Annotated in this window: 13 protein-coding genes; 5 read left to right on the plus strand and 8 right to left on the minus strand. The window is 39.4% G+C overall.

The window, feature by feature from the left end; all coding sequences use genetic code 11:
* Window positions 1-13 precede the first annotated feature (13 nt).
* Complete coding sequence (locus tag ATK78_RS06990) at window positions 14-490, plus strand: energy transducer TonB (protein WP_133575384.1); 477 nt, start codon at window positions 14-16, stop codon at window positions 488-490.
* 68 nt (window positions 491-558) lie between these two features.
* Here ATK78_RS06990 and ATK78_RS06995 read toward each other — a convergent pair whose 3' ends face one another.
* The 3 genes from ATK78_RS06995 to ATK78_RS07005 are packed head-to-tail and all read right to left on the minus strand — an operon-like array spanning window position 559 to window position 4,041.
* Window positions 559-1,329 (minus strand): succinate dehydrogenase/fumarate reductase iron-sulfur subunit, encoded by a 771-nt coding sequence (locus tag ATK78_RS06995; protein ID WP_133575385.1) that lies wholly within the window; start codon window positions 1,327-1,329, stop codon window positions 559-561.
* A gap of 26 nt (window positions 1,330-1,355) precedes the next feature.
* Window positions 1,356-3,335, minus strand: a complete 1,980-nt coding sequence (locus ATK78_RS07000; RefSeq protein WP_133575386.1) for a fumarate reductase/succinate dehydrogenase flavoprotein subunit — start codon at window positions 3,333-3,335, stop codon at window positions 1,356-1,358.
* A gap of 25 nt (window positions 3,336-3,360) precedes the next feature.
* Window positions 3,361-4,041, minus strand: a complete 681-nt coding sequence (locus ATK78_RS07005) for a succinate dehydrogenase cytochrome b subunit (RefSeq protein WP_133575387.1) — start codon at window positions 4,039-4,041, stop codon at window positions 3,361-3,363.
* 133 nt (window positions 4,042-4,174) lie between these two features.
* Here ATK78_RS07005 and ATK78_RS07010 point away from each other — a divergent pair, with 133 nt between their 5' ends.
* Complete coding sequence (locus ATK78_RS07010) at window positions 4,175-5,287, plus strand: peroxiredoxin family protein (protein ID WP_133575388.1); 1,113 nt, start codon at window positions 4,175-4,177, stop codon at window positions 5,285-5,287.
* Window positions 5,288-5,342: 55 nt separating this feature from the next.
* Here ATK78_RS07010 and ATK78_RS07015 read toward each other — a convergent pair whose 3' ends face one another.
* Entirely contained in the window at window positions 5,343-6,890 is a 1,548-nt protein-coding gene (locus ATK78_RS07015; protein ID WP_133575389.1) for a trypsin-like peptidase domain-containing protein, read from the minus strand.
* Window positions 6,891-7,060: 170 nt separating this feature from the next.
* On the opposite strand from ATK78_RS07015, the gene dapF reads away from it, so the two are divergent.
* Window positions 7,061-7,873, plus strand: coding sequence for a diaminopimelate epimerase (gene dapF, locus ATK78_RS07020; protein WP_243732467.1), 813 nt, complete (start codon window positions 7,061-7,063; stop codon window positions 7,871-7,873).
* Here the strand turns inward: dapF and ATK78_RS07025 are convergent, their stop codons facing one another.
* Window positions 7,874-10,165: a helix-turn-helix domain-containing protein gene (locus tag ATK78_RS07025; RefSeq protein WP_133575390.1), complete on the minus strand. Its 2,292-nt coding sequence runs from the start codon at window positions 10,163-10,165 to the stop codon at window positions 7,874-7,876.
* Between the two features lie 192 nt (window positions 10,166-10,357).
* Here ATK78_RS07025 and ATK78_RS07030 point away from each other — a divergent pair, with 192 nt between their 5' ends.
* Window positions 10,358-13,141, plus strand: a complete 2,784-nt coding sequence (locus ATK78_RS07030; protein WP_133575391.1) for an outer membrane beta-barrel family protein — start codon at window positions 10,358-10,360, stop codon at window positions 13,139-13,141.
* A 5-nt stretch (window positions 13,142-13,146) separates the two neighbouring features.
* Window positions 13,147-13,917 (plus strand): GLPGLI family protein, encoded by a 771-nt coding sequence (locus ATK78_RS07035; RefSeq protein ID WP_133575392.1) that lies wholly within the window; start codon window positions 13,147-13,149, stop codon window positions 13,915-13,917.
* Here the strand turns inward: ATK78_RS07035 and ATK78_RS07040 are convergent.
* The 3 genes from ATK78_RS07040 to ATK78_RS07050 form a co-directional block, all read right to left on the minus strand.
* On the minus strand, window positions 13,914-14,609 hold the full coding sequence (locus ATK78_RS07040) for a response regulator transcription factor (RefSeq protein WP_133575393.1): 696 nt from the start codon (window positions 14,607-14,609) through the stop codon (window positions 13,914-13,916). The two genes, ATK78_RS07035 and ATK78_RS07040, sit on opposite strands and share 4 nt — an antisense overlap.
* A complete protein-coding gene (locus ATK78_RS07045; RefSeq protein WP_133575394.1) occupies window positions 14,606-16,450 on the minus strand; it encodes a sensor histidine kinase in 1,845 nt (614 codons plus the stop codon). Before ATK78_RS07045 ends, ATK78_RS07040 begins: the two co-directional genes overlap by 4 nt.
* 113 nt (window positions 16,451-16,563) lie before the next feature.
* Window positions 16,564-17,151 (minus strand): NADPH-dependent FMN reductase, encoded by a 588-nt coding sequence (locus ATK78_RS07050; RefSeq protein WP_243732468.1) that lies wholly within the window; start codon window positions 17,149-17,151, stop codon window positions 16,564-16,566.
* Window positions 17,152-17,343 lie beyond the last annotated feature (192 nt).

Below are 17,343 nucleotides of genomic sequence, written 5' to 3' on the forward strand. Positions count from 1 at the left end.
AACTAAATTTGATATGAAAAAGCTAATGATTTTTGGCTGCTTAACTGCAGCCACGCTATTCGCATGTACCAACACGGACAAGCCAAAGGAACCGGTATCTTCTGATACAATGACAGTTACGGAAAAGATACCGGAACCGATAACAAAAGACACTTCGAAAGTTTATGATTTTGTAGCACTGGATTCGCAGCCCTCTTTTCCCGGGGGAACACATGGGTTTTATGAGTATCTGCGGACAAATCTAAAATATCCTCCAATGGCCATTAAAAACAACACCGAAGGAAAAGTCTATGTTAGCTTTGTTGTTGAAACAGATGGTAGCCTAAGCGATATTAAGATTGATAGAAAACTAGGTGCCGGAACGGACGAAGAAGCCGTACGCGTATTAAAGAAATCACCAAAGTGGATCCCTGGAAAGTATAAAGGTGAAGTTGTACGGACAAAATTTAATATTCCAATAAGTTTCACACTAACCGATAAAAAGGCATAAGACACCAAAAAACCCGGCTAAATAGCCGGGTTTCTTAGTTAATACCCTTGTCTCGTTCGATAAATCTATTAAATATCTTCTTCAGATACAAATTTTGCAGAATAAAAATCTCTGTTCATTCTTGCAATGTTCTCTAATGAAATGCCTTTAGGACATTCAGCCTCACAGGCTCCTGTATTTGTACAATTTCCAAATCCTTCGGCATCCATCTGTGCAACCATGCTTTGAACCCTACGGTAACGTTCCGGCTGTCCCTGAGGCAATTGTGCCAATTGAGAGATCTTTGCCGATACGAATAACATAGCTGAAGCATTTTTACAGGTAGCTACACAAGCCCCGCAACCAATACACGCTGCTGCTTCAAAAGCAGAATCTGCCTGGACTTTCGGAATTGGAAGTGCATTGGCATCTTGCGCATTACCCGTATTTACCGAAATAAATCCTCCAGAGGCAATGATCCGGTCAAATGCAGTACGATCTACTGTTAAGTCTTTAATTACCGGAAAAGCCTTTGCTCTCCATGGTTCAACTACAATGGTATCGCCATCTTTAAATGAGCGCATGTGCAGCTGACAGGTCGTAATTCCTTCTTTAGGTCCGTGAGGTCTGCCGTTAATAAACATAGAGCATGAACCGCAGATCCCTTCCCTGCAATCGTGATCAAAAACAATAGGCTCATCGCCTTTAGAAATTAAATCTTCGTTCAGCACGTCAAACATTTCTAAGAAAGACATATCAGGAGAGATCTCTGATACTTTATAATCTACCAAATTACCTTTGGCCTTGTTATTTTTCTGACGCCAGATCTTAAGCGTTAAATTCATATTTCCTGTACTCATGATATTGAGATTTTAGTACTTAGCAATTATTTATAACTTCTTTGTGCAACCTTGATGTTTTCAAACTTAAGCTCTTCTTTGTGCAGTTCAAATTTAACACCTTCTTTAAATTCCCATGCTGCAACATAAGCGTAGTTTTCATCGTCACGCAATGCTTCACCTTCTTCAGTCTGGAATTCTTCCCTGAAGTGTCCGCCGCAAGATTCATTTCTGTTTAATGCATCAATACACATCAGTTCACCAAGTTCGATGAAATCAGCTACACGGCCTGCTTTTTCCAGTTCAGGATTAAATTCATTGGCTACTCCCGGTACACGCACATCAGTCCAGAAATCCTGACGCAACTGCTGGATCTCAGCAATCGCTTCCGTAAGTCCCTTTACATTCCGCGCCATTCCGCATTTCTCCCACATGATCTTTCCTAATTTCTTATGGAAATAATCAACGGATTTGGTTCCTTTAATGGCAAAGAATTTGTCAATAATACCTTTTGCATTGGCTTCTGCCTCAATAAAAGCAGGGTGATCCTGAGGAATAGGTTTTGTAGAAAGTTCTTTTGATAAATAGGCACCAATGGTATAAGGAATAACAAAATAGCCATCTGCAAGTCCCTGCATCAATGCAGATGCGCCTAAGCGGTTAGCACCATGATCTGAGAAGTTGGCCTCACCCAATGCATATAAGCCCGGCACAGTGGTCATCAAGTTATAATCTACCCATAATCCGCCCATTGTATAGTGAACAGCAGGATAGATCCGCATTGGAAGTTCATATGGATCTTCGCCTGTGATCTGCTTGTACATATCGAACAGGTTACCATATTTCTCTTTGATCACATCACGGCCCAAACGCATACACGTTTCCTTATCCGGGTTATGAATGTTATGCTTGTTGGCTTCAATCCGTCCGTAACGCTCGGTATTGGCCTTAAAATCCAGATAAACTGCAAGTTTCGATTTACCTACACCGTATCCGGCGTCACAACGCTCTTTAGCTGCACGCGATGCCACATCACGAGGTACCAGGTTACCAAAAGCAGGATACCTGCGCTCTAAATAATAATCTCTCTCTTCTTCAGGAATATCGGTTGCCTTACGGTTGTCGTCTTTTTTCTTAGGAACCCAGATCCTTCCGTCATTACGCAATGACTCAGACATCAGCGTCAATTTACTCTGGTGATCTCCTGAAACAGGGATACATGTAGGGTGAATCTGCGTGTAGCATGGATTGCCAAAGAAAGCTCCTTTTTTGTGCGCTTTCCAGGCTGCGGTCACATTACTTCCCATCGCATTGGTAGACAGATAAAATACGTTTCCGTATCCGCCGCTGCATAACAATACAGCATGTCCGGAATGACGTTCCAACTCACCAGTAATCAGGTTACGTGCAATGATACCACGTGCTTTACCATCAACCTTTACAACTTCGAGCATTTCATGACGGGTAAACATCTCTACTTTACCCATCCCGATCTGACGCTCTAATGCACTGTAAGCACCAAGAAGCAACTGCTGACCGGTTTGACCAGCTGCATAAAAAGTACGTTGTACCTGTGTACCACCAAAAGAACGGTTGTCTAACAAACCTCCGTATTCTCTGGCTAAAGGCACCCCTTGTGCTACACATTGATCTATAATATTTGCACTCACTTCTGCTAAACGGTGAACGTTAGCTTCACGGGCACGGTAATCACCACCTTTAATGGTATCATAAAATAAGCGATAGGTACTATCACCATCATTCTGATAATTTTTTGCTGCATTTATTCCACCCTGAGCCGCGATAGAGTGGGCTCTTCTTGGTGAATCCTGAAAGCAAAAGCATTTAACCTTATACCCCATTTCTGCAAGGGTAGCTGCTGCAGATGCACCAGCCAAACCAGAACCAACTACGATGATTTCTATGCTTCTTTTATTGGCCGGATTAACCAATGGCATTGAAGAACGAAGCTTAGTCCATTTCTCGGTTAATTCTCCTTCAGGTATATTAGCATTTATTTCTGCCATGTTATTTAAACTTAAAGATCAAAAATTAGTTAATAAGGCCCAGGTACATGACAACAGGCATCGCTGCGAAAAGCACAGAGATCACAATTGAATACCAAAAACCAAGCGCTTTAATGATAGGCGTATATTTCTTGTGGTTCCATCCGAGGGTTTGGAATGCTGAAGAGAAGCCATGCAACAGGTGGTAAGCCAATGAGATCATTGACAATACATACAAGATTACCAATAATGGATTTTTGAACGTTTCTACCATCAAAGCAAACAGGTCATGATTGCCGTTTACATCAACAGATGGAATACCTGTAAAACGCGAAGCCACCCAAAATTTAGAAATGTGCACAATCAAAAAGATCAGCAGCAATGTTCCCAGCAAGCCCATGGAGCGTGAGTACCATTTACTATTTGCAGATCCTGTATTTACTGCATACCGCTCCGGTCTGGCCGCACGGTTTTGTAAAACAAGCCTGAAGCCCTGGATAATGTGCAGCAATAATCCTGCAAACAAAACGATCTCCATGGAACGAATGATCCAGTTGGTACCCATAAAGTGTGCACCTTCATTGAAAGTTAACCCACCGTCGTTAAGAAAAATAAGTGAATTGAGAAAGCAATGCACGAGAAGAAATGTAATAAGAAACAGGCCGGTAATACCCATTATTAATTTTTTTCCTATAGAAGAGGAAAAAGCGTTTCCGAAACTAGCCATTTATTTATATTTTAGTCCTATACCTGCAAAAGTATTTAATAAAAGAATTAATTTGTTAATCCTTTGCATAAAATAACGAGAATAGAGCTATTTAGAAACGTTCTAGATTTTACAGCCCCATGACAACTTTTAAATGAAAAAACTAAATATGCCTGCTCTGATTTTTATCGGAACGCTCTTATCCTGCAGTTCAGGAGAGGCCACTTTAAATCTAAATACAAAAGGATACGGCCCAAATGCAACAATAAGTATCTATAACGCGAGAAAAACTACAGCCATAACCACTAAGAACCTGGTCAATGGCAAACAAACCATAAGTCTCTATCAGCCTAAGAAAGGATATGCCAGGCTCTCGATCAATGATGGGACGGAAAGAGAATTCTGGATCTACCTGGATCAGGATACCTATGAAATAGAAACCAGTGCGGATGATAAGTTTGAATATCCCGTTAAAAGTTCTACATCAGCAGCCGAACAGGAATTCATTGAATTTTACAAGCTGAAATCCAGTATGAGCAAAACGGTAAAAGAAAATTTAGCACGGGCAACATTAAACATGGATCAGGCCACCCCATCAACTATTGATGCTGCTGTAAAAGAATATGATACCTGGGTAGAGAAAAGGGAAAATAACAACCTGATCATTGTTGCAGCATTTGCTAAGAAATACCCAAAATCAAACCATACGATATTACTGTTGGAACAATTGGGGGGGCTAGACGCAAAAGCCCGGATCTACAGCACTATTTTTAACGGCCTGGATAAAGAGGTAAAGGACAGTAAAGATGGGAAAGCATTTGCTGAAGATATTGAAAAAGCACTGAGTTCATCAGCAGGTGCTACACTGCCTAATCTTTCAGGAAAAAACTTGCAGGGACAGCTCTTTTCTAAAAGTATCTTAAAAAAGATCAATGTTTTCATTTGCTGGACTTCCTACGATAGGTTATCCAGAGAAAACAATAAGGATCTGGTTCCCTTGTATGAAAAGTTCAAAGCAAAAGGAGTTGAATTTATCGGCATTGCTTACGATAAGAATGAGAAATGGTGGACAACAGTTGTTAAAGATGACAAGCTTACCTGGCCTCAGTACTCAGACCTGTTGGGCGCAAAATCTCCAAATGCAACAATCAGTGATCATAAAGCACCTTATGTGCTGATTACCGATCAAGCTGGCAAAATATTGAAAAAGGACGTCTCTATTGGAGAGTTGGAACTCGAACTTGAAGATGAATTAAAAAAGCTTTAAATAAAAAACGGGAGGTATTTATCATACCTCCCGTTCTATTGATCACTATTCCCTTTTAATTGTCTATATTTTTAGGGAAAGTAAAGGTAAACTTACCTTCTGGTCCGATCCCGGAAATACTTGCAGTACCATTTTTAGAACTTGGTAATGCCAGCTCTACATCTTTTGCCGTGCTGATCGGCTTACCGTTTACGCTGGTGATCAATGTTCCCTTTGGGATCTCATAATAATCAAACAGCTTTCCTGGCTGAACGCCGGTAACGACAACACCAGTTTTAACGCCATACTTTGTTTTAAGCTGTGCTGGAGCCGGGGCAAAAGAAGCACCCAGCTTATCTATGCTTGCACCTGTTGCTTTAGCCAGAACCGGTTTAGATACATTAAGCATATCATCACCCTTAAGGGTCACGTTAAAATTCCTCGTATCACCAGATGCTCTCAACACGGTAAGCTGAACTTTATCACCAGGACTTAAACGTCCGATCTTTTCCTGCAGATCTGGTGAATCATAGATTATGGCACCATCAACTTTTTTAATGATATCGCCTTGCTGTATGCCGGCAGCCTCTGCTCCGCTTTTAGGAACCACACCTGTAACATATAAACCTGAAATATCTTTCACTTTTAACCGCTCAGAGTTATCAGCATCAAGTGCAGTAAAGGTTACACCTACATAGCCTCGTTTTACAGCACCATATTTTCTAAAATCATCCAGGATTTTTTTAGCCAGGTTTACCGGGATCGCAAAGCCATAGCCTACGTTCATACCAGTTTGAGATGCAATAGCTGCATTAATACCAATCAACTCACCGTTCGCGTTGATCAATGCCCCGCCGCTGTTTCCAGGGTTAATGGCCGCATCGGTCTGGATATATGATTCAATACTATTGCTTGCAGCACCAGCAGGAACTTTACCCGTTCTTTGGTATTCTTCATACTCTTCAGGAGTAACCTCCTGCTGCTGATCACGGGCTAAAATGCCAATACTTCTCGCTTTAGCACTTACAATTCCGGCAGTAACCGTAGTTTGAAGATCTAAAGGAAAACCAACAGCCAATACCCATTCACCGATCTGAACGTTATCAGAATTTCCCATACGTACTACCGGAAGATTCGTAGCATCTACCTTGATCAGTGCCAAATCCGTATTTGGATCCTTACCAATCACGGTAGCACTTACCTTACGTCTGTCTGACAGCACCACTTCTATCTTATCTGCATTATCAACCACATGGTTATTGGTTACAATATAGCCGTCTGGCGTTAAGATTACACCAGAACCAGAAGCAGCTCTTGGCGCACGCTGCGACCTGCGACCGCCGCCACCAAAGAAGTCTTCAAACAAATCTGTTGGAGAAGCACTTTTCTGAGATCCGCCGGAATATGAAGTTCTGATGTGAACCACAGCCGGAGAAACAGACGCCGCCGCTTCAACAAAATCTACTGCTCCTGCAGAAGAAATTTTTGGATTACTTGCAAACCGCACATTTTGCTCATCTGCAAACGATAAATCACTATTTTTCGGTTCTAACAATTTGTAGCCACCGATAGCAGCCGCACCACCTATAAATGCAGCCAACACAATTAATCCGATTCTTTTCATTTATATATTTGTTTAGTGTTATTACTTATACTCCATTGACATTGCAGGTGTTAGACACACATTAATATCATATTGTAACAATTATTTATTTTCTTTTGATTGACTTATTCAAATTTAATACCATATGAACGATATTTGCATCTGTAATACGTCATGAATTCTGTTAAAAAATGTTAAATGAGCAACATACGCTAAAAATGAATATTCACTTCTTTAAATACCAGGGCGCCGGAAATGATTTTATTTTGATAGATAATCGCGATCTATCTTTTAAAGATACAGATAATAATACCGTGCTGCAATTATGTAACAGGCGTTTTGGCATTGGCGGAGACGGTTTAATGCTCTTGCAGAACCATAGTAGTTACGATTTTGAGATGCTCTATTTCAATGCAGATGGAAACCTGGGTAGTATGTGTGGCAATGGTGGAAGATGCATCGTTGCTTTTGCTAAGCATCTGGGAATAATTGACATAGAAACTAATTTTTTGGCAGTAGATGGTCCGCATTATGCCAAAATTTCAGGAAAAGGTAATGAAGTTGAACTTCAAATGATTGACATTGATACCATTGACCGTGATGGCGATGCTTACGTACTGAATACTGGCTCCCCGCATTACGTAACCCAAACCGAAGCATTAAATGATCTTGATGTATACCAGAAAGGCAAAGAGATCAGAAACAATGAAACCTATAAAGCAGCAGGCATTAATGTAAACTTTGTTGAAGACAGGGGTGATCATTTGTTTGTACGCACCTTTGAACGCGGTGTGGAAGATGAAACTTATGCCTGTGGAACTGGAGTAACTGCTGTAGCCTTATCTATGGCCAAACACAAACAGCAAAGCGGGCACATACAAACCCCCGTAAAAGTTTTGGGTGGTAATTTGCGGATAACGTTTGATTACAATGGTGAACAATTTACCAATGTTTTTTTATGCGGCCCTGCAGAACAGGTTTTTGAAGGTGACGTCAGCATTTAGCTAATCTCTTTCTGCCTGGAAAGCAGCAATACCAATCTTAATCTCGCCAAAAGAATAATCACGTCCTAAATGCTCGCGTATGGCATTCATTTGTCTTGTGTTCAACTCATCAATAGCACCGAGGATCTTATCCAGCTTTTTAGCGCCAATGATCTCTTTGGCAGATACTTCCTGTAGTGCAACATAATGCGCCAGGTGTCCTTCGATAGTCCCCATAACCATTTTACGGGCCAATGCAATCTCAGCAATGGTTTTACCTGCCTTTAAAAGTTCCAGCGATAATTCTTTAGTATCTGGTTTTGGTTCTTTCGGTACTGAATTTGCACCTGCAGACTTTCCTTTAGCTTTAGTTTTTTTCTCCGTAAAATCGAGCTTGCCGGGCATGGCAAATACCTTTTCCATCTGAGATGCCCGGTCTGCCTGGCTTAATAACCCGTTAACCTCTTTTCTTGTAAATTCTTCCCCTTTTATGGTTGCTTTTAAAAGCGCAGTTGCTTTTCTGATCTTTTTAACCTGTTCATAGAATAGGGCTTCCATCTCTAACAGTTCTGTTAAAAAGGCGACAACCTGTTTGTCTTGCTTAACGAGTTCCATACGCTCAAAAATATTTTTGGAGAACTTAGAAAGCAAAGGATTAAAATAGTGCTCAGCAGCAATGGTACGGTCCAGGAGGATATTCATTCCTTCTTCAGTTCTAACCTGGTATAAGCGTTGGATCTGTAAAAGGAATTTATTGGAATGGGCTTTCACTTCACTCAACTCTTTTAGTAACTGGGCAGCCCATTTATAATGCTTCTGCTTAGCAGATTTATTAATGTCTTTAGTATATGAGTGAACATGCTCATAGACAAAATTGTCCAGCGGGTTTAGATCAAAACACTGTAATAGATATGCCCTTAGAAAAGCTTCACTCTCTTGCTTGATCCTTTCTTCAAGTATCATATGGTCTTGTTTGTTTTTAGAGAACATAGACACATTCTGATCCTGACGGATACCGGATCCAGAGATCAGGGAGGTCAGAATCAACCCATCTAAAGACCGTAGCCTGGAAAGTGCTACATAGATCTGTCCGGGGGCAAAGGCATTACCTATATCTATAATTGCTTTATCAAATGTCAAACCCTGACTTTTATGAACTGTAATTGCCCAGGCCAGTTTAAGCGGATATTGTGTAAAGGTACCTGCGAGGTCTTCCGTAATTTCGCCAGTTACCTTGTCTGTAGTGTACTTTATATTTTTCCAGGTATATTTTTCGAGTATGATCTTTTCGTTGCTTCCTTCTGCCTGAACTTCGATTAGATCTGGCTTTAGGGCGGTAACGATTGCAATCTTGCCATTAAAGAAACGCTGTTCTCCGGTAGGATCATTTTTAATGAACATAACCTGTGCGCCCACTTTAAGTTCTAAAATGTGTTCAGCAGGATAAGCATACTCACTAAATTCATCTTCAATCTTTGCTACATACAAATAAGCAGGAACAACCAATTCTTCCAGACTCTGTTTGTTTAATGCATCGGCTTTATTATTATGAGTGGTTAAAGTGATATACTTATCGTTGATGGAGGGCTTAAAATCAGATTTATAGTATTTTTCAAGCAGGGCTACATCTTGCGCAGTTACCTGATTGTTGCGCAGGTTATTTAACAAATTAATAAATACCTCATCTGCTTGCCGGTAAATCTTCTCCAGTTCAATATATACCGGAGGGTCCTGCTGAAGTGCCTGTGCATCAAAAAAATAAGCACTTTTGTAAAACTGTCCCAATAAATTCCATTCATTAGATTTTACAACAGGGGGCAGCTGGTGCAAATCTCCAATAAAGAGGACTTGTACTCCGCCAAAGCTTGCCGTATTATTCCGTCTGATATAGCGCAGAACCATATCTATGGCATCCAATAGGTCGGCACGAAGCATACTTACCTCATCAATGATGAGCAGCTCCATATCGATCAATACCTTGCGCTTTGAAGCCGTCATATTCAAATGCCTGACAATAGACTTCGGTGTATTGTATTGCTGGTTATAATGATCGCCATCTGCTGCAGGCGACTTCGGTAAATAGGTGCCGAATGGGAGTTGAAATAAGGAATGAATGGTAACTCCTGCCGCATTAATTGCCGCAATACCTGTTGGCGCGGCAATTACAGCCTTCTTATGCGTAAGCTCAATTAAATTTCTAAGAAAAGTTGTTTTACCTGTTCCTGCTTTACCCGTTAGGAAAATATGCTTGGAAGTGTAATTTACAAACCTTGCAGCAAGTTCTGCAGGATTCGCATTTTCTAAATTAGACATAAGCAAAGTTAACAAGAACTAATTACTTTAACCAAGTTTCCCTATAAACCACTCTTATTAATCCTTGACTATAAAAAAATAGCCTTATTTTTCTGTAATTATTTAAATTTAATATCTTTTAACAAAATTTAACATTCAAACAATATTACTACTAAGTTTTTAGTTTATATTAGCCGCACCAAACCCACCCTTATGAAAGTTACCTCTCTGGTATTACTATTTGTTTGCAGTGCTTTACTTGCATTTGCGCAAAACCCATATACCGTTAAAGGATCTATTACCGATACTGCTGCAACTTATAAAATGGTAAACACATCAATTACCATTTTAAATCAGACAGATTCGACCCTGGTAAAATATACACGTGCAGATGCTGAAGGTACTTTTTTATTGAACAACTTACGATCAGGTAAATTTATCTTATTGGCTACGTACCCGGGTTATGCAGATTATGTGGAAGAATTTACGCTGGACTCGTTAAATCCATCTAAAAACTTTGGCCCTTTAAACCTGATCCTTAAATCGACGTTACTTGAAGGTGTGATCATAACGGGCAAAGTTGCTGCCATTAAAATTAAAGGAGATACCACTGAGTTTAATGCGGGCAGCTACAACATAAAACCCAATGATAAGGTTGAAGATTTACTGAAGCAGCTTCAGGGCATACAGGTTGATAAGGATGGAAAGATTACCGCACAAGGTGCGAGTGTGGGTAAGGTTTTGGTAGATGGAGAAGAATTTTTTGGTGATGACCCCACCCTGGTTACCAAAAATATCCGTGCCGATATGGTAGACAAGGTACAGTTGTATGATAAAAAAAGTGATCAGGCCGCATTTACAGGTATTGACGATGGAGAAAAGACAAAGACCATCAACATCAAATTAAAAGAAGATAAAAAGAACGGTTATTTCGGAAAAGTAGATGCCAGTGTAGGCACAGACCAATTTTATCAGGGTCAGGCCATGTTCAATAAATTTAAAAACAAACAGCGGTTTTCGGTTTATGGCATGGCAGGTAATACCGGTCAGACAGGGCTGGGTTGGGAAGACAGCAGCAAGTATGGTTCTTCGGCTAATATAGAAATGACAGACGATGGTATGATGTATATCTCATCTGGCGGAGACGACTTTGATTCTTTTGACGGCCAGTATAATGGCCAGGGAATTCCATCAGCAAAAACTGGAGGCCTTCATTATGAGAACAAATGGAATAAAGATAAGGAAGGCATAAATACCAATTATAAAATTGGGTTAATTGATGTAAAAGGAACAAGGAACAATATTACCCAAAACAACCTGCCTAATGGACTAATTAACAGTTTTTCCGATCAAAAGTTCGACAATTCTATGTTCAGACAGAAGCTTGATGGTATTTATACGGTACAACTTGATACAACATCTACTTTAAAGGTAAATGTAGACGGCTCACTAAAGAGCAGCAAAACCAGGGATAATTTCCTTTCATCATCCATTCGGGAAAATAATACATTAATCAACTCAGGAATACGCTCACTAAGCAATGATGGCGATCAAAAAGCATTTAATGCAAGTGCTTTCTGGACTAAAAAATTGAAAAAGAAAGGAAGAACATTATCGGTAAGGACCACGCAGAAAATCAGTCAGAATGAAACGGATGGCTATTTAAACTCTACCAATGAATTTTTCAACGTCAATGAACAGCGGGACAGCATCCAGAACATTGATCAATATAAAACAAACCATACTCTAAGTTCTATATTTAACACCAACATTACCTATACAGAACCGATCTCTAAAGTCCTTTCCCTTGTATTAAATTATGGGCTCGATATCAACAATAGCAGCTCAGACAAAAAGTCTTTCAATCAATCCGGAGCAGGTGTTTATGATCAGCTTGACCGTAAATTTAGCAATAACTTTGAACTGGATCAACTGTCTAACCTCGGTGGTGCATCTTTCAGTTATAACAAAGAGAAATCTAACATAACGCTGGGTACAAAGGTAACCGGCGTACAATTTAAACAATATGATGTGTATACAGATAATGCCTATAAAAGAAGCTTTGCCAACTGGAATCCACAGGCCTCTTACCGTTATCGTTTTTCTCAGCAAAAAGCAATAAGCATTAGCTATTATGGATATACTACGCAGCCAAATATTGATCAAATTCAACCAGTCCGTGTAAACACAGATCCACTTAATGTTACGCTTGGTAATCCCGACCTTGATCCATCGTTCCAAAACAGTATTTCATTCAACTACAATTCGTATAAGATATTAAGTGAGCAATCCCTCTACTTTTACGGATCGTATTCCTTTACCTCTAATCCAATTACAAATAATGCAGTTACCGATGAAGCAGGTAAAAATACGTACCAGGCAATCAATCTGGATGAATCACCATCTAATTTTTATTTCAACTTGTCAACCTCACGGAAAATAAAAAAAATAAGTCTTAATGTAGGTATTGACCTGGATATACGGGGAGGTAAAAGCTACAGTATGATCAACAACGTATTGAACGTGACTAAATCTTATACATATGGGCCAACATTATCGCTTTCTCAAAATAAAGATAAATATGATTTCAGAGTTTCGTTTGGTCCTTCATACAATGATATTTCTTCTTCATTACAAACCTCAAGCAACAATAAAGGATGGGGATCTACCGGTTCGGCCTATTTCAATGTAAGACTGCCAGGCAAGATCAGTGTATCATCAGATGGTAACTATGAATATACCGCCAAAACACAGACGTTTGACCAAAAATTTGAGCGCTTCATTTGGAACGCATCCATCAGTAAAAAATTCTTTAAAGCAGAAAACCTGCAATTGAGGATATCGGGAAATGATTTATTAAATCAAAATGCAGGTTTCAGAAGATCAGCATATAATAATATGATCACCCAAGATCGTTATACAACCATTCAGCGCTATTTTATGGGTGGCATAATCTGGGACTTTAACAAAATGGGTGGATCTGTCACAAAAAAATAAACGCCATGAAAAATAAAACATTACTACTGATTTGTTTAATATTTGCAGGAACCTGCCTTAAAGCACAAAATGCAAGGTTTCCTACAGACGGGATCATAGAATTTGAGAAAAGCACTAATATGCATGCGCTTATCAAAAAAATGACAGATGGAAATCCTGACGGTTACTTTCGGGACGCTTTTGATGCGTTCAAAAAGAACAATCCTCAGTTCAGGATCCAGAAAAGTACACTGGCTTTTTCGAAAAGCAAAACTTTGTTTACACCTCTTGCTGATAAAGAAACATCACGAAGTATTTTTAGTGATTTCGTTGTTGATCAATGTAATATAACCTACACCGATCTTGCGGCAGGAACCTTTATCACACAGAAGAAAGTATATGAAGAAACCTTCCTCGTTAAAGATACAACACGAAAAATCAACTGGAAAATTACCAGTGAAGTCCGCACCATAGCCGGATATGAATGCAGAAGGGCTAATGCGGTGATCCTGGATTCTATTTATGTGGTTGCATTTTATACCGATAAGATACCTGTATCCGGAGGGCCGGAATCATTTACCGGATTACCGGGTATGATATTGGGCGTAGCCTTACCGCATGAAAACGTGACTTGGTTTGCAAAAATGGTAACAGACCGTTCATTAACAGCAAATGAATTAAAAGTTCCTGCAAAAGGAAAAGCAACAGACAATAAAGGCTTACGGGCAACGATAAATTCTGCACTAAAAGATTGGGGTGAGTATGCCCAATCGGCTTTAAAAACTTTCTTGCTTTAGTTTACTAATAATTTATAACCTTTACCGTGTACGTTTAAAATCTCAACCTTAGGATCTTCTTTAAGGTATTTTCTAAGCTTACTGAGAAACACATCCATGCTGCGTCCGTTAAAATAATTGTCATCATGCCAGATGCTTAATAGAGCTTCTTCCCTGGTTAGAACAGCATTCTTTTTAAGGCATAACAGCTGAAGCAGTTCTGCTTCTTTTGTGGATAATTTTTGTTGCTGACCCTTATAATGAATGAGTTGGGTGGTATAATCAAAGGTATAGTCGCCAATTTGAAAAGTACTTTGAGAAGGGCCTGCATCTACAGGCTCCTTTTGTGCTACTCTTTTTAACAACGCATTTATACGCAATAGTAATTCTTCTATTCTAAAAGGCTTGGTAATGTAATCATCGCCTCCAAGATCATAGGCAGAAGCTTTATCTTCCATCATGGCCTTTGCTGTTGCAAAAATGACCGGCACATTAACATTGATCTTACGGATCTCTTTACCGAGGGTAAAACCATCCTTTTTAGGCATCATGACGTCCAGAATACATAAATCAAACTCTTGCTTTGTAAAGGCCCGTAAGCCTTCATCACCATCAACGCATAGCACTACTTCAAATTTACCTTTTAGCTGCAGGTAATCCTGCAAAAGCAAGCCCAGGTTAGGATCATCTTCTACCAATAAAATTCTTTTCATGTGCGGTTAATTTTTGTTAATGGCAAGCTTATTTCAAATGTTGTTCCTTTGTCCTTTTCACTGCGTACTTTAATCGTTCCATGCATTTGTGTTACAATATCCTGTACATAGTTTAATCCTAGTCCGAAGCCTTTTACATCATGCAGGTTACCTGTTGGAACCCTGTAGAACTGATCAAAGATACGTTTTGTATGCTCTTTAGTCATTCCAATACCTTCATCGGTAATTTCAATGATCAGGTGTTTTGCTGTATTCCTGGTATTGATGGTAATTTTAGGTATTTCTTTACTGTATTTATTCGCATTATCTATTAGATTATAGATTACGTTAGAAAGATGAAGTTCATCTCCGGAAACCACAGGTTCTGCCGCATTTAAGTTTAAATCAAGAACTGCATTTCTTTTTTGCAGCTGCAGCCCCATGCTGTCTACAACTGCAGCAATAAGATCATTCATATCTACTTCGCTTTGCTCCAGCTTTAGTTCTTTCTTTTCCAAACGTGCAATACTCAGCACACGTTCAATGTGGTTACCAAGCCTTACATTTTCATCATAAATAATCCCGGCAAGTCTGCGGATCCTATTCTTATCTTCAACAATTTCCGGATCCCTGAGTGCTTCACTGGCAATCATGATCGTTGCCACAGGAGTTTTAAATTCATGGGTCATGTTGTTAATGAAGTCTGTCTTCATTTCAGAAATTTTCTTTTGCTTTAATATGGCATAAATGGTGTAAGAGAAAATAAACATCAATACCAATAACAGGCCGGCAGAAGAGGCTACTGTAGCCCACATATTACTTAGTATAAGCGATTTTTTTTCAGGAAAATCAACAAAAAGCATCCCGGGGTCTCTAAAAATATCATTGCTAAATAATAAGGTTTTATAGGTATTTTCAGGCAAAACGTCCATTGCATGGTTAGAAACCTTTTGATATAATAATGAATCTTTATTGGCAAGTTTCAGCCAAAAGTTATAGCTCAGGTTGATATTACGATTTAAAAGCTCCTTTTTAATCAGTGTATCCAGATCATCTTTCGAGATCCGTCGGCTAATAGGTACATTTACCTGACGCATTTCTTTGTCTACATCCTGCAGATAATTTAAGTTATCTTCATCAATGACAACGGTATCATTCATTAATTCTGCCAATCCTTCTTTATATTTCTGAAAGGCCAGTTTATCCTGCATATGAAATTTAACTGCAACTTCCGGCAGTACCCGTTCCATAGTGATGGTCATGGGTCTAAAATTTATTGGATTGGTGGCCAGATAACGGATGCTATCCGGTAAATTACCCGGAGCAAGAATAAATGTAGATGCTTTCTTGCGGATTATGGTTTGATTGATATTTCCTGAAACGTTGCCATAGGAATCAACATTTACATTTAGATCAACCTGAAGCGGAGATTTTGTTTTACTTGCGGGGTTGGAAATCGCCTGATAAACTTCTTCGCTGATCATGCTTGGGTTTCCATAAATAGCCCTGACCAAACTATCCCGCGTATTCAGATCGGCAATGATCTTTTTCTGCTGCTCAAGTTTACGCTTTGCTTCCTGTTCTTTATATTTCTCTTTGAAATCTACGATTTGCTGTGCCTTATCTCTAAAATCACGCTCTTTTTCTACTTCGAGCTCCGAGCGTTTTTTTGTAAGGTGCATTGCGGCATTTCTCTTCTGAACCTTACTAACAACTGCATTTATTGCTTCATTTATATCGTGATCAACAAGCTGGGATTTTAAATTATAGGCCTCCCTGATGTAATATAATTGCATCACAAATACACCTAGCAATGCTATGGTCATTAAGCCGGTAATTAGCCAGAGACTTCTTTTCTTCATAGTGGAGAGTCAAAATTAACGAAGCTGGGACATAAAGCTGTTATTTTAACACTTTTTAACAGAACAGTCTTTCAAACTACCTGATTATTAACGAATTTAGAGTAGGTATAATGCTAAATTTCACCAGTTCTTAAAGGCTTTAATGCTTTAGTCCATCTCAGCAATTCTTTAAGCATTGCGTCTGCAGCTTTTAAAGAGATCTCATTGGCTTCAAAATCTTCATCTTCATTAATGGACTTAGAAAAGAATGGAATATTTACGGCAGCAGAAAGTGGCACTATACTCAAAGTAGACAGGTCTCCCTTTAAACTATTGGCCGCCCTGGTACCTGCAGAAACTCCGCCATAACTTACTATACCTGCGGCTTTATATCCCCATTCTTTAACCAGGTATTCCAATGCATTTCTGAGTGGAGAAGGATATCCAAAATTATATTCGCCGGTAACAAAGATAAACGCATCCGCCTCACTTATTTTTGCGCTCCAGTCTTTGGTATGCTGATGTTCATATTTCTGCATGGATGGATGATTTGGCTCATCCATTAAAGGAAGTTTTACTTCGCCAAGATCCAACAGCTCTACTGTGAACTCTGTATTTTTACGGGCAATTTCTGTGATCCATTTGGCGATAACCGGCCCTTTTCTTCCAGGCCTGACTGTAGATGATATGATTTTCAAATTGTACATAGCTGATATTTCCATAATATCATAACAGCAGTTAAAGATTGTTGTTTGCATGTACCCATTCTTAAATGGGCTATGCTTATCATAATAAGGTATGCCTTTGTCTAATTTGAGATATTGATGTGCGCAGGGTATGCTAACGAATGCCAGGATGAGCAAGATTTTATTACTACAAAAAATGCCGCCCTGAATCAGGACGGCACGGTGGTC

Origin of the sequence: Pedobacter metabolipauper (assembly GCF_004362715.1) — a bacterium.
GTDB classification, from domain to species: Bacteria; Bacteroidota; Bacteroidia; order Sphingobacteriales; family Sphingobacteriaceae; genus Pedobacter; species Pedobacter metabolipauper.

Bases quoted from the DNA above. Each gene is read 5' to 3' on its own strand.
- ATK78_RS07030 (WP_133575391.1), top strand. From the start codon at position 10,358: ATGAAAGTTACCTCTCTGGTATTACTATTTGTTTGCAGTGCTTTACTT.
- ATK78_RS07050 (WP_243732468.1), bottom strand. From the start codon at position 17,151: ATGGAAATATCAGCTATGTACAATTTGAAAATCATATCATCTACAGTC.
- ATK78_RS07010 (WP_133575388.1), top strand. From the start codon at position 4,175: ATGAAAAAACTAAATATGCCTGCTCTGATTTTTATCGGAACGCTCTTA.
- ATK78_RS06990 (WP_133575384.1), top strand. From the start codon at position 14: ATGAAAAAGCTAATGATTTTTGGCTGCTTAACTGCAGCCACGCTATTC.
- ATK78_RS07035 (WP_133575392.1), top strand. From the start codon at position 13,147: ATGAAAAATAAAACATTACTACTGATTTGTTTAATATTTGCAGGAACC.
- ATK78_RS07000 (WP_133575386.1), bottom strand. From the start codon at position 3,335: ATGGCAGAAATAAATGCTAATATACCTGAAGGAGAATTAACCGAGAAA.
- ATK78_RS07025 (WP_133575390.1), bottom strand. From the start codon at position 10,165: ATGTCTAATTTAGAAAATGCGAATCCTGCAGAACTTGCTGCAAGGTTT.
- dapF (WP_243732467.1), top strand. From the start codon at position 7,061: ATGTTAAATGAGCAACATACGCTAAAAATGAATATTCACTTCTTTAAA.
- ATK78_RS07005 (WP_133575387.1), bottom strand. From the start codon at position 4,041: ATGGCTAGTTTCGGAAACGCTTTTTCCTCTTCTATAGGAAAAAAATTA.
- ATK78_RS07040 (WP_133575393.1), bottom strand. From the start codon at position 14,609: ATGAAAAGAATTTTATTGGTAGAAGATGATCCTAACCTGGGCTTGCTT.
- ATK78_RS06995 (WP_133575385.1), bottom strand. From the start codon at position 1,329: ATGAGTACAGGAAATATGAATTTAACGCTTAAGATCTGGCGTCAGAAA.
- ATK78_RS07015 (WP_133575389.1), bottom strand. From the start codon at position 6,890: ATGAAAAGAATCGGATTAATTGTGTTGGCTGCATTTATAGGTGGTGCG.
- ATK78_RS07045 (WP_133575394.1), bottom strand. From the start codon at position 16,450: ATGAAGAAAAGAAGTCTCTGGCTAATTACCGGCTTAATGACCATAGCA.